Genomic DNA, 20,761 nt, shown 5'->3' on the forward strand with positions numbered 1-20,761 from the left:
GCCCTTATTTCAGGCGATTTCCTTCATCGGCATCAACGCGCCACGGTGCATAACCACCTTGCTGGCAACAGTGTGACCGGCAGCAACGGCGTCGGGGAGGGGGCTGCCAGTGGCAATCGCCGCGAGGCATGCTCCGTTGAAGCTGTCTCCTGCGCCAGTTGTGTCAACGGGCGTCACCCGCGCAAGCTCCCCTGTTTCAAACGATTGGCCCTCGTGTCGGGCGAGGATCGCGCCGCCGCCGTTTTTTACGATGACCGTATCCGCGCCGAGCGCGGCGTAGCGCGCCAGTGTGGCCGCGGGGGTCGCATCGCCGAAGCAGGCCTTTTCGTCGTCGAAGCTGGGCAAGAGGATCGTCGCGGCACGTGCGGCCTGGGTGAGGATCTCCGCTGCCGTGTCGGGGTCTTCCCAGAGCGCCGGGCGGATGTTGGGATCGAGCGAGACGGTTACACCTTCGGCCCGGCGCCGTGTCATGACTTCAATCAGCCGCCGCCGCCCTTCAGGCGGCAGGATCGCCAAGGTTATGCCCGAAACGTGGATCACCTGCGCCTCGCGCGTCATGGTTTCGAGCTGTTCCAGATCGTCCGCCAAGGTTCGCGCAGCGGATGCGCTGCGCCAGTAGGCAAAGCTGCGCTCCCCCTCGACCAGAGAAATCGCATACAGCCCGACAGAGCGCGTCGGATGCGTCTGGATGCGGTCCACCTCGATCCCGTTTTCTTGCAAAAAGGCAGGTACACGCGCCGAAAACGGGTCGCGCCCGATGCACGTGCCGTAGGCCACCTGCCAGCTATCGGGCAGACAGGCACGGGCGTACCATGCCGTGTTCAGCGTATCGCCCGCGATGCCCATCCGCCACAGGTCATCGCCAGCGCCGGACAGTTCCAACATGCATTCCCCAATGGACAAGAAGCGGCTCATGAGGCCTCGCGCGCAATGACGTCGGTCATGGGGTCAAACAACATCTCGGCAAGAATGCCTTCGACGATCGTCCAGAAATCCATGTCCGAACACAGGCTCGCCGGGACAAAGGGCGCGCCACGCAGGGCGGATACGATGTCATCCGCCTCCTTGCCCTCGGCCATTTGGCGCAATGCGTCGGCACGCGGGTCGCGCAATTCGTAGGGGGCGCAGTCGTGGGTCGCCATTGACACGTGCCGTGCCCAAGCGGCCGTGGCAAAGGCAAAGGGGCGAATGTCGACGCTGCGGGTTCGGGCATCGTCGACCGCAGCGAAGATGCGTTGCGGCATCTTTTCGGACCCGTCCATGGCAATCTGAAAGGTCTCATGCGCAATGCCGGGGTTTTCGAACCGCGCCGCCAGCGCTGCCGCATAGGCATCGAGGTCGATACCCGGGATCGGGGGCAGGGTTGCTGCTGCGGCGGCCAGATGCCTGCGCACTAGGTTGGCCAAAGGCGCGTGGGACATCACGTCACGCACCAGCGGCAGCCCGGCATGGAAGCCGGCATAGGCCAGCATGGAATGCGCGCCGTTCAGCATCCGTAACTTCATCGCCTCGAAAGCCGGAACATCCTCGGTGAAGATCACGCCAGCGGCTTCCCACGCCGGACGCCCCTGCGGGAAATTGTCCTCGATGACCCATTGCACGAAACGCTCGGTCTCGATGGCGGCGTGATCTTCGGTGCCGGTGAGGGCCTGCGCTTCTGCCAGGGTGGCGGCGGTCGCGGCGGGGGTGATGCGGTCCACCATGGTCGAGGGGAAGGCCACGGTTTCGGCAATCCAGTCCGACAGCGCCGGGTCGATCCTGCAAGCGAAATCCACCACGGCCCCGCGCAACAAGGTGCCGTTTTCCGGCAGGTTGTCGCAGCACAGGACGGTGAACGGCGCAATCCCGGCGGTGTGGCGGCGGCGCAGCGCTTCGGTCAGGAGGCCCAGCACGCCCTGAGGTGCCTGCGGGTTGGCAAGATCGGCGGCTACGGCGGGGTGTTCTGGATCGCAGCCGACTGTGGCGCGGTTCAGGCCATAGGCCTTCTCGGTCACTGTCAGCGACACGATCCTGGTCCCTTCGGCGGCCATGGCCTGCAAGGTGGGCTCCGGGTTGCCGGCAGAGCAGATGGCATCGGCGATGGCGCCGATCACGCGTGCATTCGTGCCTTCGGCGCCTTTTTCGATCAGCGTATAGAGGCCGTTTTGCGGCGCCAGATCTTCGGAGGCTTTGGGAGAACGCAGCGACACGCCAAGGATGCGCCAATCGCCGCCCTCCGCGCTCATTGCCAGATCGGTGAGCGCCGCCTGATGCGCCTTGTGAAACGCGCCGAGGCCAAGGTGAACGATCCCGACGCCATGCGCGGCGGGGTCATATCCGGGGCGAAGGGCAGCGGGCACCTGTTCAAGGGTTGTCAGACGCATCTCAGGCCCCTGCGATCAGCGGGTGCTGGAACGCGTGGTAGAGCCCGCGCAGTTCCGCCAGCCCCTTGAGACGCCCGATGGCTGGATACCCCGGCTGCGCCTGGCGCCCGATGTCGTCAAGGATGTCCTGACCGTGGTCGGGCCGGAAAGGGATTGACCAGTCTGCACGGCCTGCCGCTTTACGCCGCGCTTCCTCTGCGACGACAGCGGCGACCATGGCCACCATGTCGGTGTGGCCGGACAGATGCTCGTCCTCGTAAAGGGAATTCATGATCTCGGTGCCTTCGATGCTGACGTTGCGCAGGTGCAGGAAATGCACGCGGTCGGCCAGCGCCTTGAAGATCTCGACAGGGTTGTTGTCAGGCCGCGCGCCAAGGCTGCCGGTGCACAGTGTCACGCCGTTCGACGGCATGTCTACAGCGTCGAGGATTTTTTGGTATTGCGCTTGGGTCGACATGATCCGGGGCAAACCCAGCAGAGGGAAGGGCGGATCGTCCGGATGGCAGCACAGGCGCATACCGAGATCCTGGGCCATGGGCGCGACCTCTGACAGGAAGTCGATCATGTTGGATTGAAGCTGCGCCTCGGAAATGCTGTCGTATTCGGCCAGATGCGCCTTCACGTCATCCAGCGTGAATTTTTCGGCGGCGCCCGGCAGGCCAAAGACAACGTTGCCCGCCAGCTGCTCTTTTTGCGCGTCGTTCATCCGGGCGAACCGCTCCGCTGCCTCTGCCACGACAGCATCGGGAAAGCCGTCGGCCGCGCCAGGGCGTTCAAGGATGTGAATGTCGAAGGCCGCAAAGTCGATCAGGTCGAAGCGCATGCAGCGTGCGCCGGTTGGACGTTCCCATGCAAGGTCGGTGCGCGTCCAGTCCAGCACGGGCATGAAGTTGTAGCAGATCACGTCGATCCCGGCGTCCGACAGGTGCTGCATCGAGGTCTTCCAGTTGGCGATGTGGGTTTTCCAATCACCTTTCTGTTTTTTGATGTCCTCTGACACCGGCAGCGATTCCACCACGTCCCACGTCAAGGAGGAGGGGCGGCCATCCCGTCGGGTGGCGATCAGATCCTTGCGTGCCGCGATTTCCTCTGGGGACCAGACTGTGCCTGTGGGCACATGGTGCAGCGCCGAAACGACGCCCTCGACGCCTGCCTGCATCATGTCGTCGATGCTCACGCGGTCCTTTGGACCAAACCAGCGCCATGACTGTCGCATGATGTTTCCTCCCCTTGGGTCTTCGATAGAGCCACGCAGCTGTGATGGCCTGCGGGGCGATATTACAGGTGTGATCGATAGCATCCAATTGGGCTGTTGACTAGTATGGAAGTATGCAGTTATGGATTTGCTCAGGAGGAGACAGGATGAGCATCGAGCTACTGAATATGGCACAGATCGACCCGACGGCCCCCGTGGGACCGCAGTTGACCCGTATTCTGCGGCTTTGCATCGTGCGCAATCAGCTTGAGCCCGGTATGCGCCTGTCCGAATCCGACATCGGCACAAAGTTCGGCCTGTCCCGACAGCCCGTCCGCGAGGCCTTTATCAAGCTGGCCGAAGAGGGGCTTCTGGAAATCCGCCCGCAACGTGGCACCTACGTGCGCAAGATTTCTCTTGAGGCGGTGATGGACGCCCGCTTCGTCCGTGAAGCAGTCGAAGCCGACATCGTCAAAGCCTGCGCCGCGAACACCCCCGAGGGGCTTGTCCGCGACCTTCGGGATCAGATCGACGCGCAAAAGCGGTTGGCCGATGATCGGCCCTCGGCCTTCGTGCCGCTGGATGATGAATTCCATCGCACGCTTGCCGAGGCCGCGGGGCATCCCAACGCCTGGACCGTGATCGAAGGGATGAAATCTCAGATGGACCGCGTCCGTCAGATGACCTCGACCAATTTTCCGGTGGCGCACCTGATCGCTCAGCACACCGCAGTTGTAGACGCGATCGAAGCCGGTGACAGCGAGACCGCCAAGGACGCAATGCGCGGCCACCTGCGGATGATCCTGCAGGACCTGCCCGCGATCCGAGAAACCTACCCCGATTATTTCGACGCCCCGCAGGGCTGATCGGGATCACGAAGACGACCAAAGGGAGGAAACCATGTTCGTCACCAAGACCCTGAAGACCCTCATGCTTGGCGGTATCGCCGCCGCAGCCCTGTCCAGCGCCGCCTTTGCGCAAGACATGACGCTGAAGCTTGGCCACCCGGCCAACGAGGATAATATCTGGCACAAGGCGTCTGAAAAGTTCGCCGAGGAAGTCGAGACGCTGACCGAAGGTCGTATCGCCGTCGAAGTGTTCCCGAACGAAACGCTCGGCAAGGAAATGGACGTCATCAACGGCATGCAGCTTGGCACCGCCGACATGACGATCACCGGTGAATCCCTGCAAAACTGGGCGCCGATGGCGGCCCTGCTGGCAATTCCCTACGGCTACACCTCGCTTGAGGACATGGACGCCGTGGCCGGTGGTGAGCTGGGCGACGAAATCGAGGCGCAGATCGTCGAGAAGGTCGGCATCCGCCCGATCGCCTACTTCGCCCGCGGTCCGCGCAACCTGACCTCCAACCGCGCGATCACGTCGGTCGAGGACCTCGACGGCCTGAAAATGCGCGTGCCCAACGTGCCGCTGTTCCTGAACGTCTGGCAGGCGCTGGGGGCGAACCCGACGCCGATGGCGTTCTCCGAGGTCTTCACCTCGCTGCAGAACGGCACCATCGATGCACAGGAAAACCCGTTGGCGCTGATCAAGTCCGCCAACTTCAACGAAGTGCAGGACTACGTGAACCAGACCCAGCACGTGCGGTCGTGGATCTACCTGACGATCTCGGAAATGGCATGGGGCCGGATGTCCGAGGAAGACCAGCAAGCCGTGATGGAAGCCGCATCGCGGACGCAGGAATGGGAGCGTGAGCAGTTCCTCGCGGAGGAGTCCGAGCTTCAGACCCAGCTCGAAGATCTTGGCATGGAGTTCGTCGAAGTCGACAACGCCGCCTTTGCCGCCGCCGCAAAAGAGGCCGTGCTGAATTCTGTCGCCGACGAAATCCGCCCGCAGGTCGAACAGCTCTTCGCTGACTGATCGCAGATAAGGGGATGGCCTCCCCCTATGGGGGCCGCTCCACGGGGCCGGAGGGGTATTAAAGACCTTCCGGCCCTTGTTACAAACGTGAACGGGGGTTTCCATGCAGCGCATCATTCAGGTCCTGACCGGCCTCGCCCGCATCGCCACGGGGCTCAGCTTTGGCGTCATCATCATCGCTGTGCTTGTGCAGCTTGCGGGGCGATCCGGCCTGATGACTTCGGTCGTCTGGTCCGAAGAGTTGACGCGTTTTGCGCTGCTGTACCTGACCGCGTTCGGTGTCGGCCTCAGCTATCGGTCCGGAAATCTTGTGAACGTCGACATCCTGTCCGAAGCGCTGCCCGGTCGACTGCCCTGGATCCTGCGACTGATCTGCGCGGTGATCACATGTGGCTTCGGCCTCGCGCTGATCTCGGCGACCTGGTTCTACGTGTCCATCGGGGCGCGCCAGACTGCACCATCTCTGGGGGTTCGGATGGACTGGATACACGCTTCGGTGCTGGTTGCCGTCATTTTACTGAGCCTCTTTGCCGCCTTTCGCGTGATCGGCATGTTGACCGGCACCGAAGATGGCACTCCCGAACGCCTGCAAGAGGACCACTGACATGGAATTGACGATCCTTCTGGGCTGTTTCCTCGCGGGGCTGGCCATCGGACTGCCCGTGGCGGTGACGCTGGGCGTGTCCTCCATGGCCTACCTGCTGTATCAGGGCATGCCGCTCGTTGTGATCCCGCAAAAGATGTACTCGGGCATGGACAGCTTTGTGCTGCTGTGTATTCCGGGCTTTATCCTCGCCGGGAACCTGATGAACGCGGGCGGCATCACGGCGCGCATCGTGCGGCTTGCACAGGCTTTGGTCGGCTGGATGCGTGGCGGACTTGGCCTGACGAACGTGGCTGCCTCGATGCTGTTTGGCGGAATTTCCGGCACCGCCGCCGCCGACGCGGCCTCTATCGGGGGCATGATGATCCCCGGCATGAAAAAGGCCGGCTACCCGGCGGATTTCTCTGCCGCGATCACCGCGGCCTCGTCCACTGTCGGCCCGATCATTCCGCCTTCGGTCCCGATGATCATCGTCGGCACACTATCGGGCATTTCGGTTGGCAAGATGTTCATTGCAGGTGCGCTGCCCGGCATCCTGATGGGTGTCGCCATGATGATCACCGCCTGGATCATCGCCCGCAAAAAGAACTTCCCCAAGCAGGAATGGCAGGGCTTTGGCGAGCTGGGACGTGCCTTTCTCGGCGCCTTCTGGGCCGTGGCCATGACCGCCTTCATCGTCGGCGGCCTGCTCATCGGCTTTGCCACACCGACCGAAACCGCTGTGGTTGCTTCTGTCTACGCCTTCGTGGTCGGTGCTTTTGTCTACAAGGGGCTGAAGCTGACGGACGTGCCGCGCATCGTGATCGACAGCGCTATATCCGCCGCCGCGATCCTTGCGCTGGTCGGGTTGGCGAATGTCTTTGGCTGGATCCTCGTGTCCGAGCGCATTCCGCAGACCATCGCCAGTGCCGTTTTGTCGATCACCGATAACAAGTTCCTCGTGATCCTGCTGATCAACCTCATTTTGCTTTTTGTCGGCATGTTCATGGAGACGATTGCCGCGCTGATCATCCTCTTCGCTCCGCTGCTTGCTCTGGCAACGGGGGTGGGCGTCGATCCATTGCACTTTGCCGTCTTTGCCGTGCTTAACCTGATGATCGGCCTGACCACACCGCCGGTGGGCGTGTGCCTGTTCATCTGCGCTGACATCGGTCGCGTGTCCTTGTGGCAGGTGACCAAGGCCATCGCACCCTTCATCTTGACCAACCTGATTGTGCTGATGCTGGTGTCCTACTTCCCGTTCTTCAGCACCTGGCTGCCCTCGCTGCTCAACTGACAGGAGCCCCCATGTCCATTCGTATCGCCCGCCTGCATGGCCAACGCGACCTGCGCGTCGAAACCCTGCCCGACCCGGAACCGGCCCCCGGCGAAGTTGTCGTGGCCATCGGCGCAGGGGGCATCTGTGGCTCGGACATCCACTATTTCACCCAAGGTGGCATTGGTGAAATGATCCGCGTCCAAGAGCCGATCATCATCGGTCACGAGGCCGCTGGCACGATCACAGCGCTCGGTGAAGGCGTCGAAGGTCTGGCCGTCGGGCAAGCCGTGGCGCTGAACCCGTCTCATCCTTGTGGCACCTGTTCGTTTTGCAAAAAGGGTGCACATCAGCACTGCTTGAACATGCGGTTCAAAGGCTCGGCCATGTTCTTGCCACACGAGCAGGGCTTCTTTCGCGATCGTGTCACGATCGGTGCGGCGCAGTGCTACGCAATCGCCGAAGGTGTGCCAATGGCCGAAGCCGCGCTGTCCGAGCCGCTGGCCGTGTGTCGCCGGGCCGTGACCCGCGCGCTTGAGGTCGCGGGCACGCTTGAGGGCAAGCGCGTGCTGGTCACCGGCGCAGGCCCCATAGGCGCGCTTTGCGTGGCATTGGCCAAGCACTTCGGGGCCAGCGAGATCGTCGTGACCGACCTTGAGGACGCGACGCTCGCTGTGGCCACCGAGGTGGGGGCCACACGCACGATCAACGTGGCAACCCACGGCGCCGAGCTGAAGGACTACGAGGCCGAGAAGGGGCAGTTCGACATCACGTTCGAATGCTCCGCTGCGCAACCTGCGCTGCGGTCAGCGATCCAGTGCACCCGGCCAATGGGCACCATCGTCCAAGTGGGCGTGATGGGCGATACCCCCGTGCCGTTCAACTTGCTGGTCTCAAAGGAGATCAATCTGATTGGAAGCCATCGGTTCGATAAGGAATTCGGTCAGGCGGTCGAACTGATCAACTCGCGAGCCTTGACGCTCGCCCCGATCGTTACCCACAGCCTGCCGGTCTCTGATGCAGTGGCGGCCATTGAGTTGGCAACAGATCGCGGCAAGGCCGTGAAAGTTCAAATCACCTTCGACTAATGAAGCGCTGCTCCGCCTTATGTAATTTGGCGGAGCATAGCGGCGCGGCAAAGCCTCCGGAAGTGCGCACTATTTGAAATATAAATTACATAACTAACCTTATTAGCGACAGCAGTGTGATCAGGTGGATTCACATCCGAAGTTCAAATTCTGTGTTAAAACAGAAAGTTGTACGGAGGATCACCAATGGCCCGCTCTTACCTTCACCTGAGTTTTCAGGAACGGATCAAGATTGCGAAATGGCGTGAAGCAAAGATGTCTGTCCCGGAAATGGCGGATCGGCTTGGTCGTGCGCCCTCAACGATCTATCGCGAGATCAAGCGGAACTCGTTCACCGACCAAGAGCCGTCCTATCTGAACGGCGACTATGGCATGGCACGCAGCGTGAAGCGTCCAGGCATCGTGCGCGAAGACGCAGGCTCATCCGTTTGAACGATCTTCGCGCGCATGTCATCGCGCGGCTGAAGACCGGCTGGACGTCAGAACAAATTGCGTGTCAGCTTGTCTATGATGGCCCCCTGCCCCAGCCCGCCCGGAAGTCGATCACCTTCGACCGCGGCTTCGAGGTCCGCGCATGGCGCAGGCTGAAGTCCGGCATCGGCGCTGAGGCGTGGTTCTGCGATCCGAAAGCCCCTTGGCAGAAGGGTTCCGTCGAAAATTTGAACAAACGTGCGCGCCCATATCTGCCACGCGACACGCAGCTCGCGGCGTTCTCAAGTCGCACTATGAGGGCGATTTGAGAGCGCCTCAACGACACCCCCGGGAAGCGCCTCGGATGGCGAACCCCAACTGAAGCGTTCAGAGCAGAGATGAGGAAACCGAGTTAGCGGAAACCGTCGCAACGACCCTTGAGCCATCACCGGCCTGCATCTTGCTTGTCTCGATCCCCTCTTGAGACATTGTTGCGCAATACCTGCCGGGCAGTGGACAAACCACCGGAATCCGCATCGCCATCATGCACCGCTTTACCGCGTTCGGAGGCACCTAGATCAAAGCCGCGGTCTGAGGCAGGCAAAACAGGGCTGCGCCCGCCACAATACGGAAAAGCGCAACGCTGCCGGGCATTCCGACAAGCCTGACCCACCGGCCTATGAAAGCCGGCGGCGAAACGCCCCGCGCTGCTTGCCTTTCCATTCCGCCGCCGCTGAAATCCGTCGTTCAGTGGCGCTCGGAAACGGTGCGTTGGTAATCGTCCAATGCACCGATCAATCGGGTACCCGTGGGTCGGTTCGCGCGGGCGCAGAACTCGGACCAGACGGCCCCATGGGGCAGGCTCTTGAATTCCTCGGTCAGCATGAGCCGTGTGGTGAAGTTGAGCCCGGTCTCGGCGGCGCGCAACCGCTCATGCGGCATGAGCAACGCCTCCAGAAGCGCCTTTTGCATGTTACGCACGCCGATCACCCAGGCCGCTGTGCGGCTGATCGTGGCATCGAAGAAATCGAGCCCGATCCGCGTCCGCGCCAGCAGGTCAGCGAACACGATTTCCTGCGCCATGGCGCGGATGCTGTCGTCCAACAAAATTACATGGTCGCTGTCCCAGCGCATCGGGCGCGAGACGTGCAACAGGATGTCCTGAACCGAAAGCGCCACGGCCGTCAGCTTATCAGCCACGTTCTCCGTGGGGTGGAAATGCCCCATGTCGAGGCAGAGCGCCGTCTGGTTGCGGATCGCGTAGCCCATGTAGAATTCGTGACTGCCCACGGTCATTGCTTCGACGCCGATCCCGAAAAGCTTGCATTCCACGGCGTCCAGAAGGTGCGCCTTGTCGTGCGCCGGAGCCAGCATCGCATCGAGGGAGGCCTCCAGCCGCCGACGCGCGCCCATGCGATCCACAGGATTGTCCTTGGACCCGTCCGGCACCCAGATGTTGTTGACCACCTCGCCGCCCTGCGCCGCCCCCATCTGCGCCGCGATCTCGCGGCAGCGCTTGCCGTGTTCAATCCAGAAGTCGCGGATGCCCTGATCGGGATGGGACAGGGTCAGATTGTCGTCAGCCTTGGCGTGGGCAAAGAACGTCGGGTTGAAGTCCAGCTTCACGTCCTGCTCCCGCGCCCAATCGACCCACGGCGTGAAATGCCGGAACGCGATCTCGTCGCGGTCCGGGGTCTCGTCGGTGTCGAGATAGAAGGCATGCAGGTTCAACCGGTGCTTTCCAGGGATCATCGAGTACGCGAAGTCCAGGTCGGCGCGCAGCTCTTCAGGGGTGCGCGCACGGCCCGGGTGGTTGCCCGTCGCCTGAATGCCGCCTCCGGACGTGCCCGTGGCGCGCTCGAACCCGCGCACGTCATCGCCCTGCCAGCAGTGCATGGAAATCGGGATTGTCGCGAGGGTCGCCAGCGCGGCCTCCGTGTCGACACCCCATTCAGCAAAGGCCTCTCGGGCCAGTTCGTAAGTCATGGTTCCTCCCTTCGTGGCGTCGGGGGCGCAGCCCCACGCCGATCCCTCACGCGGTCCGGGAGCGGGGATCACCCCGCCCCCTCACACATTATCGCGTGAAGGCTTCCTTGTTGCCCGCATCGACGTTGATGATGTTGCCGGTGGACTTGGCAGACCTGTCCGATGCCAGGAAATAGGCCGCCTCCGCGATGTCCTCTGGCAGGACCGAGCGTTTGAGCATCGACCGCTGTCGGTACATCTCTTCAAGCCCACCCTTGTCGGTGCCATAGGTCGAGGCGCGCTGTTCCAGCCACTCGCCTTCCCAGATCTTCGAGCCGCGCAGTACGGCGTCGGGGTTCACCACGTTGACCCGAATGCCCGCCTCGGCGCCTTCGAGGGCGAGACAGCGCGCCAGATGGATCTCCGATGCCTTTGCCGTGCAGTAGGCGGCGGCGTTGGGCGAGGCCGCCAGCCCGTTCTTCGACGCGACGAAAACGACTGACCCGCCCATGTCCTGCACCCGCATCACCTTGAACGCCTCGCGCGAGACAAGGAAGTAGCCGGTGGAGAGAATGTCAATATTCTTCTGCCAGAGTGCCAGCGAAGTCTCCTCAATCGGCGCCGATGAGGCGATCCCGGCGTTTGACACGAGGATGTCGAGACCGCCGTAAGCCACCGCAAGATCCGCATAGGCTGCCTGCACAGCCGTCTCGTCGGTGACGTTCATCTCGACGCTGCGCACCACATCACGCCCGAAGGACTGCGTGAGCGTCTCCTGCGCCTGCGCCAGTGTCTCGGGGTTGATATCGGCCAGCATGACACAGGCGCCCTCGGACAGGTAGCGTTCCGCCGTCGCCATGCCGATACCGCCCGCACCGCCTGTGACCAGCGCCACACGGCCCGCCATCGATTTGGGCTTGGGCATCCGCTGCAACTTGGCCTCTTCCAGCAGCCAGTACTCGATGTCGAAAGCTTCCTGTTCCGGCAGGCCGACATAGTCCGACACCGAGGACGCGCCGCGCATCACGTTGATGGCGTTCACGTAGAATTCGCCGGAAATGCGTGCCGTCGCCTTGTCCTTGGCAAAGGTGATCATGCCGACGCCGGGCACGAGGTAGACCACCGCGTTTGGGTCACGCAGCGCAGGGCTGTCGGCGTGCTTGCAGCGGTCGTAATACGCCTTGTAATCCTCGCGATAGGCGGCGATTTGATCGGCGAGCCCATCGAGCACCACATCGATGTTGTTCTGTGCCGGGTCGAAATCGATCACCAACGGTCTGATCTTGGTGCGCAGGAAGTGATCCGGGCACGACGTGCCAAGCGCCGCCAGCTCACGCATGTCCCGAGCGTTCACGAATTCAAGCACGGCGGCGTTGTCTTCGAAATGGCCGACCATGTGCTGGTTGCCAGAAACAAAGCCGCGAATGACCGGCATCAGCCGCGCGGCCACGGCACGGCGCGCATCCGGTGCCAGCGACTCGTGCATCGCGCCGCCAAAGGCTGCCACGCCGGTGGTCTTGTCCGCGAACCAGTCCATCGCCTTCTGGATGATCTCCAGCGTCAGCTCGTAGCAGGCCTTTGCATCGTCATGCCAGGTAAACAGCCCATGGCTCTCAAGCACGACGCCCTTGGCCTCCGGGTTCTCCAGCGCGTATTTCTCCAGCCACAGGCCCAGCTCGTAGCCCGGCTTTTTCCACGGCAGCCAGCCGATGTCGTCGCCGAAGACCTCGGCTGTCAGCTCCCTGGAGTTCTTCGAGGCCGCGATGGCGATGATCGCGTCCGGATGCATGTGATCGACGTGCTTCTTGGGCACGTAGGCATGCAAAGGTGTGTCGATCGACGCAGCTCGGGAATTCAGGTTGAAGGTGCAGTGCGGGAGATAGCCGACCATCTCGTCTTCATTTTCGACGCCGCGATACTTGCTCTTCAGGGCGCGCAGCTTGTCCATGTAAAGCGTGGCGAACCCGTCCATCTTGATCGAGCCGACGTCGCCGCCCGACCCCTTCACCCAGAGCACTTCGACCTGCTCGCCGGTGAGCGGATCGACCTCCATCACCTTGGCCGAGGTGTTGCCGCCGCCGTAGTTCGTGATTCGCTTGTCCGACCCCAGAAGGTTCGAGCGATACAGCAGTTTTTCGGGCTCGCTCATACCCTCTGCGCGGGCATCATCCCACAGGTTTTGAAGCCGGTTTTCAGCGCGAGTCAGCATGGTCATCCTCCCTGGAACGCCGCAGAATGCGGCCTCTTGCGTCGATGGCAAGGTGAGCGGAACCACACCCCAAGTCAAGCAAAACCGATCACAATCAATCATTCTGCGGCGCAGAATGATTGATTGTGAAAGAAAATGATTGACCGAGGCGGTGAACTTGGCGTCTTATGAAAGTGGGAGGACAGAATGCACGAAACCGAACGTCACAGGATCATTCTATCGGCAGTACAGGAACGCCCCATCGTGACGGTGGCGGATCTGGTCGCCTTGACGGAGACCTCCGAAGCCACGATCCGCCGCGATATCGCGACGCTTGACGGGAAAAAACGTCTGCGCCGGGTGCGCGGTGGCGCAGAGGCACTGACGCCCCCTTCGTTGCCGGGGTTGGCGGGACGACCGTTTTCGATCAACCAGACGATCAACGCCGAGGCAAAAACTGCCATTGCCCGCGAGGCGGTCGCACTGTGTGAAGACGGCGAACCGATCATCATCAATGGCGGCACGACGACGTTCCAGATGGTGCATCCGCTGGTCAACAGGCGTGTGCAGGTTCTGACCAACAGTTTTCCCATCGCGGAACATCTGCTGCGCCATTCCAAGAACACCGTGATGGTGCCCGGCGGTGCCATCTACCGCGAACAGAACATCATCCTGTCGCCCTTCGACAATGACATGACCCGGCATTTCTACGCCCGGCGCATGTTCATGGGCGCGCACGGGCTGAGCCCCATTGGCCTGATGGAAAGCGACCCGCTGCTGATTCAGGCCGAGGAGAAACTGATCGGCCAGGCGGACGAACTGGTCGTGCTGGTGGACAGCTCGAAATTCGAAAACCGATCCAGCCTGATCCTGTGTCCGCTGGATCGCATCGACGTGGTGATTACGGACGACGGCATACCGGACAGCGCGGCCTCCATGCTGGAGGCAGCCGACATCCGGGTTATCGTGGCGCAAGGGAGCGCCACGCGTGAAACGAACGCCGGTTAAGGCGTTTATTCCTTGGGAGGAGAGACTATGAAACTGACACGCAGATTGTTTGGTGGCGCGGCCATGGCGACGGCACTGATGGCGGGCAGCATGGCCCATGCCGACGATCCGGTGCGCATCGCGCTGGTGGTCAAGGCCCTCGGCATCGGTTTCTTCGAGGCCGCCGCCAAAGGCGCCGAAGAAGCGGCCGCCGAGCTGGGGAACGTCGAGGTGATCTACACCGGCCCGACCACCACCACCGCCGAAGGCCAGATCGAGGTCATCAACGCCCTGATCGCGCAGCAGGTGGACGCCATCGCCATCTCCTCCAATGACACCGACGCGCTGGTGCCCGCGCTGAAAAAGGCCATGCAGCGCGGCATCACCGTGATTTCATGGGATTCCGGCGTCGCCCCCGAGGGCCGCGAACTGCACCTGAACCCCTCGTCCAACCCGCTGATCGGCAACATGATCCTGAAGCTGGCCGCGGACGAGCTGCCCGAGGGTGGCAAGGTCGCCCTGCTGTCCGCCACCACCACCTCGACGAACCAGAACATCTGGATCGAGGAAATGACCAAGGTGCTGGGTGACTACAAAGGCATCGAAGTGGTCGGCACCGTCTATGGTGACGATCTGGCCGACAAATCCTACCGCGAAGCCACTGGCCTGATGCAGACCTACCCGGACCTCGACGCGATCATCGCGCCGACCTCTGTGGGGATCGTGGCCGCGGCGCGCGCGGTCGAGGATGCCGGCAAGGTTGGCGAAGTGAACGTGACCGGCTTGGGCCTGCCCTCGGAAATGGCCGGCGCCATCGAAAGCGGGGCGTCGAAGTCCTTCGCGATCTGGAACCCGATCGACCTCGGCTACTCCGCGACCATGCTGGCCTACCAGCTGGCCACCGACGCCGCAGAGGCGGCACCCGGCGCGGAAATTCCCATGGGCCGCATGGGCACGCTGACGCTGGACGAAAACACCGAAGGCGCGATGGCCGATCCCTTTGTCTACGACGAGACGAATATCGACGATTTCAAGGATATCTTCTGATCTCCTTCTCCTCCCGACGCGGGTGTCGCGTCGGGACACGCCCGAGCCCGAGCGCCGGGCCCCAAAATTCCACGATTGAGCGGAGACCGTGATGCAGATGAGCGTCGAGTCCCGGCAATTCGAAAAAGTGTCGGCAGAGACGCCGGTTCTCGAACTGCGGGATATTACAAAGACATTTCCCGGCGTGAAGGCATTGGACGGCGTCTCGCTGGAGCTGTACCCGGGCCAGGTCACTGCTCTGATCGGCGAAAACGGTGCGGGCAAGTCGACGCTGGTGAAAACCCTGACAGGCATCTACCAACCCGACGAGGGCGCGATCCACGTTGCCGGTGAGCCAGTTGTCTTCGCCACGGCGCAGGATGCCTCCGCCGCTGGAATCACGGCAATCCACCAGGAAACCGTGCTGTTCGACGAGCTGACCGTGGCCGAGAACATCTTTATCGGGCACGCGCCCCGCGGGCGTTTCGGACTGATCGACTGGAAGATCATGCGGACTCGTGCCGCCGAGATCCTTACCCGGATCGGCGCCGCTCTCGACCCGGACACGCCATTGCGTGATCTTGGCATTGCGTCCAAGCACCTCGTGGCCATTGCGCGTGCGCTGTCGGTCGATGCGCGTGTCGTGGTGATGGACGAACCGACCGCCGCGCTGTCCCACAAGGAAATCGAAGAGCTATACGAGCTGGTCGATCGCCTGAAGGCCGAGGGCCGCGCCATCCTGTTCATCAGTCACAAGTTCGACGAGGTGTTCCGCATCGCCGACCGCTACACCGTCTTCCGCGATGGTACGCATGTGGGCGCGGGGCTGATGGCCGACGTGACCGAATCCGACCTCGTGAAGATGATGGTCGGCCGCGACGTGAACCAGATCTTCCCCGAGCGGGCAAAGGCCCCCGGTGACGAAGTGCTCAAGGTCGTGGGCTATGCCCATCCGACCGAGTTCGAGGACATCACGTTCACCCTGCGGCGCGGCGAGATCCTCGGCTTTTACGGCCTTGTCGGTGCGGGACGATCCGAAGTGATGCAGGCGCTGTTCGGCATCACCAAGCCATCAAAGGGCGTCACGCGGATCGACGGCCAGATCAAGGTGATCCGATCCCCCGCCGAAGCGGTGGAGGCAGGCATCGTCTACGTCCCCGAAGATCGCGGCAAGCAGGGCGCGGTGATAGGCTTGCCGATCTTTCAAAACGTGACGCTTCCCTCACTGAGCCAGACCTCTCGCAGCGGGTTCCTGCGGCTGAGCGAGGAATTCGCCCTCGCCCGCGCCTATACAGAGCGGCTGGACCTGCGAGCCGCGGCGCTCGATCAGGATGTCGGCAACCTGTCAGGCGGCAACCAGCAGAAGGTCGTCATCGCCAAGTGGTTGGCCACCAAGCCACGCGTCATCATCCTCGACGAGCCGACGAAGGGCATCGACATCGGATCCAAGGCCGCTGTGCATGCCTTCATGGCGGAACTCGCCGCCGAGCGGCTGTCGGTCATCATGGTCAGCTCGGAAATCCCCGAGGTGCTGGGCATGTCCGACCGCGTCATCGTCATGCGCGAAGGGCTGATCGCCGCCGAACTCGAAGGCGACGACCTCACACCTGAAACACTTGTCCGCCACGCTGCGGGGATCGGAGAGAGCGCATGAGCCTGCTCAAGTCACGCGAAGCCCTGCTCGGCGGGGCCATCCTTGTGCTTTTGGTGCTGATCGCCAGCCGTTTTCCCGGCTTCGTCGCGCCCGACAACCTCGTGCGGGTATTCACCGACACCTCACCGCTGCTGATCCTGGCACTGGGTCAGACCGTGGTGATCCTGACGCGCTGCATCGACCTGTCGGTGGCGGCCAACCTCGCGCTGACCGGTATGGTCTGCGCCATGCTGAACGCCGCCCTGCCCGGCCTGCCGGTCGCGGTGATCCTTGTCGTTGCTGTGGCGCTCGGCGCGGTGATGGGGATGGTGAATGGTCTGCTGGTCTGGACGCTGTCGATCCCGTCCATCGTGGTGACGCTGGGCACCATGACGATCTATCGCGGTATCATCTTTTTGATCTCGAACGGGGCCTGGGTGAACGCGCACGAGATGAGCGACGCCTTTACCGGCTTCCCGCGCGCCTCTATCCTCGGCCTGCCTGTGCTGGCCTGGTTCGGCATTCTCGCCGCCGTTGGCATGATGGTCATGATCTCCCGCACGCCGCTGGGCCGCGCCTTCTACGCAGTGGGCGGCAACCCGCATGCCGCGGTCTACACCGGCATCAGCGTGGGCAAGACGCAGTTCTGGGCCTTCACACTGTCGGGCGCGCTGGCCGGTCTGTGCGGCTACCTCTGGGTGGCGCGCTATGCCGTGGCCTACGTGGACATCGCCGGCGGCTTCGAGCTTGAAGTCGTGGCCGCCTGCGTGATCGGCGGAATCTCCATCGCCGGGGGCGCCGGGACGATCCTCGGCACCATCCTTGGCGCGCTGTTCCTCGGCATCGTCAAGAACGCCCTGCCGGTCGTCGACGTCTCGCCCTTCTGGCAGATGGCCATCTCCGGCACCGCGATCATCGTAGCCGTCACGCTGAACAACCGCAATTCCAAGGGCAAAGGCCGCATCATCCTGCGCCGCGCGCAGGACCAAGCCTCGGAAGGAGCCACCGTATGAGCGACGCAAGCCTTACTCCGCGCAGCATTCCCGACCGGCTGCACAGCCCTGCGGCGCGCCTGCTGGCCTCGTGGGAACTGCTTTTGCTGGTGGTGGCGGTGGCGATATTCATCGCCAATACCTTGGCCAGCCCCTATTTTCTGAACGCCTGGAACCTCAGCGACGCCACCTTCAACTTCACCGAGAAGGCCATGATCGCCTTTGCCATGGCGCTGCTGATCATCGCGGGCGAGATCGACCTGAGCGTCGCGGCGATCATCGCGCTGGCCTCGACGGCGATGGGCGCCGCGGCCTCGGTGGGGGTCGGCACGCCGGGGCTTGTCGCGATCGGTCTTGCCACTGGCCTCACCTGCGGGGCCTTCAACGGCGTGCTCGTGACCCGCATGGGCCTGCCGTCCATCGTGGTGACCATCGGCACCATGAGCCTGTTCCGGGGCATTTCCTTCATCGTGCTGGGCGACGGGGCCTACCGCGATTACCCGAGTGATTTCGCCTACTTCGGGCAAGGCTACGTTTTCTGGGTGATCTCTTTCGAGTTTGTGCTCTTCGCTTTGCTGGCAGGCATCTACTACGTCCTATTGCACCGCACGAACTTTGGCCGCACCGTCTACGCCATTGGCAACAACCACACGGCGGCGCAGTTCTCGGGCATCCGGGTGGCGCGCGTGAAGTTCATCCTCTTCCTGCTCACCGGGCTGATGTCCGGGGTGGCGGCGATCTGTCTGACCTCACGGCTGGGCTCGACCCGCCCCTCCATCGGCACCGGCTGGGAGCTGGAGGTTGTCACCATGGTGGTCCTTGGCGGTGTCTCGATCCTGGGCGGCGCCGGAAGCATCCCCGGCGTGGTCATCGCCGCCTTCGTCATGGGGTTGGTGACATTCGGCCTCGGCCTGCTGAACGTGCCCGGGATCGTCATGTCGATCTTCATCGGCTTGATGCTGATCGGCGTGATCGCCCTGCCCCGCCTGTGGAAAATGTGGAGGGCTTGATGCAAAAACATGCCTTCACCATGAAGCTCCACCCGGGCCAGGCGGAGGAATACAAGCGCCGCCACGATGCGATCTGGCCCGAATTGGTGACCCTGCTGCAGGACGCGGGTGTCTCGGATTACTCGATTCACCTCGATCCCGACACGCACACCCTGTTCGGCATCCTCTGGCGGCCTGACGATCACGGCATGGACGCGCTGCCGGGCACCGAAATCATGCAGCGTTGGTGGGCACATATGGCCGACATCATGGAAACCCATCCGGACAACGAGCCGGTGACCAAAACCCTCCAGCCCATGTTTCATCTGCCATGAAGGTTGCCGTTCTCGACATCGGAAAAACCAACGCCAAGGTGGCGCTGGTGGACACCGCAACCATGACCGAAATCACCGTTGTGACGCGGCCCAATCGGGTTATCGAAGGGCCGCCCTATCCGCATTTCGACATCGACGGGATCTGGGCCTTCTTTCTCGACGGTCTGCGCCAGATGCAGGCTGAGCACGGCGTTGACGAGATCAGCGTCACCACCCACGGGGCCTGTTTTGTCCTGCTGGACAACGAGGGTGGGCTGGCTTGTCCGGTGCTCGACTATGAACATGACGGGCCGAACGAAATGGCGCAGGCCTACGACGCGCTCCGCCCCGCCTTCGAGGAGACCGGCGCACCGCGACTGCCCGCGGGCCTGAACGCTGGCGCGCAATTCCATTGGTTGGTGGAGACACAGCCCGGCCTGCGCGCCCGGACGTCACAGGTGGCAAGCTACCCGCAATACTGGTCCGGCCGCCTGACCGGCACCTTCGCCACGGAGCCGACGTCTCTGGGCTGTCACACCGACCTTTGGCTGCCGCAGGAGGGGCGGTTCTCCGACCTGCCGGAACGGCTCGGCCTGACCATGGCGCCCCTCGCCGCCGCAAACTCCATCGCCGGCCCCATTTTGCCCGAGCTCGCCGCCATTACCGGGCTGGCCAGGGGGACCCGCGTTCGCTCCGGCATCCACGACAGCAACGCCTCCCTTCTTCCTTATCTGAATGGAATGGAGGGCCCTTTTTCCGTTGTCTCGACCGGAACATGGGTGATCTGCATGAGCATGGGCGGCGAAACGGTCGCGCTGGATCCGGCGCGCGACACCCTGATGAACGTCAATGCCCTGGGTGACCCCGTGCCATCGGCGCGTTTCATGGGAGGCCGCGAATACGAACGCATGAAGCCTCAGACATCGGTCCCGGATCAGGCGGACATTGAGCGTGTCCTCGCCGGGCAGAAAGCCCTCCATCCGGCAGTCGAGCCCGGGTCGGGGCCGTTCGGCGAAGGCGCTGGCGGTTGGAGCGATGACACCATGACCCCGGGCGAGAAAGGCGCTGCACTTTCACTTTACCTCGCTCTGATGACCGCCACCTGCCTTGATCTGATCGGCGCGCGCGGGCCGGTCATTGTCGAAGGCCCGTTCGCCCAGAACGTGCTCTATCTCGATATGCTGGCGGCACAGACCGGTCGAAAGGTTCTTGTGTCAAACACGGCCACCGGCACCAGCATGGGCGCATCCATGCTCTGCGCGCCCACCACCGGGTCCGAGACGTCGCTGACTGAAAGGCCTACGCCAAAGCACGCTGCGCGCCTCGCCCTCTACGGCAAGCGATGGAACCACGCCGTTGACGCCAGCCCTGCCAGTCCCGCAACCGAGACACAGCATCGTTCCGACAGACGCGCTTCGACGTGATCTGAGACCCCAACAGGATCGAGCGCCGGCTGACGAAGCCCAACCAACTGCCACGTCAGGCGGATGAACAGGACCATCAGGGAGGCGATGGTGAAATTCTGTGCGTCTCTAAAGTCTGAGATGTGCTGGCGCTGCCTTGTGAAAACCTCCTTACTCTAAGTGCTTTGGTGACGCAGAGAGGGTAGCTTGCCAAGGTGCACAAACAGCCAAAGCCCAGATATGCGCCTGCAAGAAGCAGGGTTTTTCCGCGATCGTCTAGAACATGGACGACGGTCTTCAATAAGCGCTCAAGGCCCAGATCTCTGTTATGAAGCGTCTGATGGAAAACAGTATTGCGCAGGCTGTGACGGTCTTCCACCGCTTGGCGTTTTTGCGGGGTGGGATGACGGCATTCGTACCACGGTCGGCACTGGCGTCGTGGCACTTGCAGGGGTGATATGCCCTTGGTT

Annotated in this window: 17 protein-coding genes and 2 pseudogenes; 13 read left to right on the forward strand and 6 right to left on the reverse strand. The window is 62.7% G+C overall.

Annotated features, from left to right (window positions below; translation table 11 throughout):
- Nucleotides 1-9: 9 nt before the first annotated feature.
- The 3 genes from GGQ68_RS17540 to uxuA are packed head-to-tail and all read right to left on the reverse strand — an operon-like array spanning nt 10 to nt 3,579.
- Nucleotides 10-915, reverse strand: coding sequence for a sugar kinase (locus GGQ68_RS17540; RefSeq protein ID WP_183968291.1), 906 nt, complete (start codon nt 913-915; stop codon nt 10-12).
- Nucleotides 912-2,363: a mannitol dehydrogenase family protein gene (locus GGQ68_RS17545; protein ID WP_183968293.1), complete on the reverse strand. Its 1,452-nt coding sequence runs from the start codon at nt 2,361-2,363 to the stop codon at nt 912-914. The genes GGQ68_RS17540 and GGQ68_RS17545 overlap by 4 nt, the downstream gene beginning before the upstream one ends.
- Nucleotide 2,364: 1 nt before the next feature.
- On the reverse strand, nt 2,365-3,579 hold the full coding sequence (gene uxuA / locus GGQ68_RS17550; protein WP_183968295.1) for a mannonate dehydratase: 1,215 nt from the start codon (nt 3,577-3,579) through the stop codon (nt 2,365-2,367).
- Between the two features lie 146 nt (nt 3,580-3,725).
- Between uxuA and GGQ68_RS17555 the strand changes: the two genes are divergently transcribed.
- The 6 genes and pseudogenes from GGQ68_RS17555 (at nt 3,726) to GGQ68_RS17580 (ending at nt 9,210) form a co-directional block, all read left to right on the forward strand.
- Nucleotides 3,726-4,424 carry a GntR family transcriptional regulator gene (locus GGQ68_RS17555; RefSeq protein ID WP_183968297.1) on the forward strand — a complete coding sequence of 233 codons (699 nt, stop codon included), beginning with the start codon at nt 3,726-3,728 and terminating at the stop codon, nt 4,422-4,424.
- Nucleotides 4,425-4,458: 34 nt separating this feature from the next.
- The gene (locus GGQ68_RS17560; protein ID WP_183968299.1) at nt 4,459-5,436 is read left to right on the forward strand and encodes a TRAP transporter substrate-binding protein; all 978 of its coding nucleotides are present in this window, start codon (nt 4,459-4,461) and stop codon (nt 5,434-5,436) included.
- A gap of 103 nt (nt 5,437-5,539) precedes the next feature.
- Entirely contained in the window at nt 5,540-6,040 is a 501-nt protein-coding gene (locus GGQ68_RS17565) for a TRAP transporter small permease (RefSeq protein ID WP_183968301.1), read from the forward strand.
- A 1-nt stretch (nt 6,041) separates the two neighbouring features.
- Nucleotides 6,042-7,316 (forward strand): TRAP transporter large permease, encoded by a 1,275-nt coding sequence (locus tag GGQ68_RS17570; protein ID WP_183968302.1) that lies wholly within the window; start codon nt 6,042-6,044, stop codon nt 7,314-7,316.
- A gap of 11 nt (nt 7,317-7,327) precedes the next feature.
- Nucleotides 7,328-8,383: an L-idonate 5-dehydrogenase gene (locus GGQ68_RS17575; RefSeq protein WP_183968305.1), complete on the forward strand. Its 1,056-nt coding sequence runs from the start codon at nt 7,328-7,330 to the stop codon at nt 8,381-8,383.
- 186 nt (nt 8,384-8,569) lie between these two features.
- Nucleotides 8,570-9,210 (forward strand): annotated as a pseudogene (locus GGQ68_RS17580) (IS30 family transposase).
- A 331-nt stretch (nt 9,211-9,541) separates the two neighbouring features.
- Here the strand turns inward: GGQ68_RS17580 and GGQ68_RS17585 are convergent.
- Nucleotides 9,542-10,780 carry an L-rhamnose isomerase gene (locus GGQ68_RS17585; RefSeq protein WP_183968307.1) on the reverse strand — a complete coding sequence of 413 codons (1,239 nt, stop codon included), beginning with the start codon at nt 10,778-10,780 and terminating at the stop codon, nt 9,542-9,544.
- An 88-nt stretch (nt 10,781-10,868) separates the two neighbouring features.
- Nucleotides 10,869-12,968: a bifunctional rhamnulose-1-phosphate aldolase/short-chain dehydrogenase gene (locus tag GGQ68_RS17590; protein WP_183968309.1), complete on the reverse strand. Its 2,100-nt coding sequence runs from the start codon at nt 12,966-12,968 to the stop codon at nt 10,869-10,871.
- Nucleotides 12,969-13,154: 186 nt separating this feature from the next.
- On the opposite strand from GGQ68_RS17590, the gene GGQ68_RS17595 reads away from it, so the two are divergent.
- From GGQ68_RS17595 to GGQ68_RS17625, 7 genes are all read left to right on the forward strand, one after another.
- Nucleotides 13,155-13,955 carry a DeoR/GlpR family DNA-binding transcription regulator gene (locus GGQ68_RS17595; RefSeq protein ID WP_183968311.1) on the forward strand — a complete coding sequence of 267 codons (801 nt, stop codon included), beginning with the start codon at nt 13,155-13,157 and terminating at the stop codon, nt 13,953-13,955.
- A gap of 27 nt (nt 13,956-13,982) precedes the next feature.
- Entirely contained in the window at nt 13,983-14,981 is a 999-nt protein-coding gene (gene rhaS / locus GGQ68_RS17600; protein WP_183968313.1) for a rhamnose ABC transporter substrate-binding protein, read from the forward strand.
- A 91-nt stretch (nt 14,982-15,072) separates the two neighbouring features.
- The gene (locus tag GGQ68_RS17605; RefSeq protein ID WP_183968315.1) at nt 15,073-16,614 is read left to right on the forward strand and encodes a sugar ABC transporter ATP-binding protein; all 1,542 of its coding nucleotides are present in this window, start codon (nt 15,073-15,075) and stop codon (nt 16,612-16,614) included.
- Nucleotides 16,611-17,606: an ABC transporter permease gene (locus GGQ68_RS17610; protein WP_183968317.1), complete on the forward strand. Its 996-nt coding sequence runs from the start codon at nt 16,611-16,613 to the stop codon at nt 17,604-17,606. Before GGQ68_RS17605 ends, GGQ68_RS17610 begins: the two co-directional genes overlap by 4 nt.
- Nucleotides 17,603-18,595, forward strand: a complete 993-nt coding sequence (locus GGQ68_RS17615; protein ID WP_183968319.1) for an ABC transporter permease — start codon at nt 17,603-17,605, stop codon at nt 18,593-18,595. Before GGQ68_RS17610 ends, GGQ68_RS17615 begins: the two co-directional genes overlap by 4 nt.
- The gene (rhaM, locus tag GGQ68_RS17620; RefSeq protein WP_183968321.1) at nt 18,595-18,909 is read left to right on the forward strand and encodes an L-rhamnose mutarotase; all 315 of its coding nucleotides are present in this window, start codon (nt 18,595-18,597) and stop codon (nt 18,907-18,909) included. The genes GGQ68_RS17615 and rhaM overlap by 1 nt, the downstream gene beginning before the upstream one ends.
- The gene (locus tag GGQ68_RS17625) at nt 18,906-20,312 is read left to right on the forward strand and encodes an FGGY-family carbohydrate kinase (RefSeq protein ID WP_183968323.1); all 1,407 of its coding nucleotides are present in this window, start codon (nt 18,906-18,908) and stop codon (nt 20,310-20,312) included. Before rhaM ends, GGQ68_RS17625 begins: the two co-directional genes overlap by 4 nt.
- A 330-nt stretch (nt 20,313-20,642) precedes the next feature.
- On the opposite strand, the pseudogene GGQ68_RS17630 reads toward GGQ68_RS17625, so the two are convergent.
- Nucleotides 20,643-20,753, reverse strand: a pseudogene (locus tag GGQ68_RS17630) (IS5/IS1182 family transposase); the annotation flags it as partial.
- Between the last annotated feature and the right edge of the window lie 8 nt (nt 20,754-20,761).

Origin of the sequence: Sagittula marina (assembly GCF_014196795.1) — a bacterium.
In the GTDB taxonomy this organism is placed as follows: domain Bacteria; phylum Pseudomonadota; class Alphaproteobacteria; order Rhodobacterales; family Rhodobacteraceae; genus Sagittula; species Sagittula marina.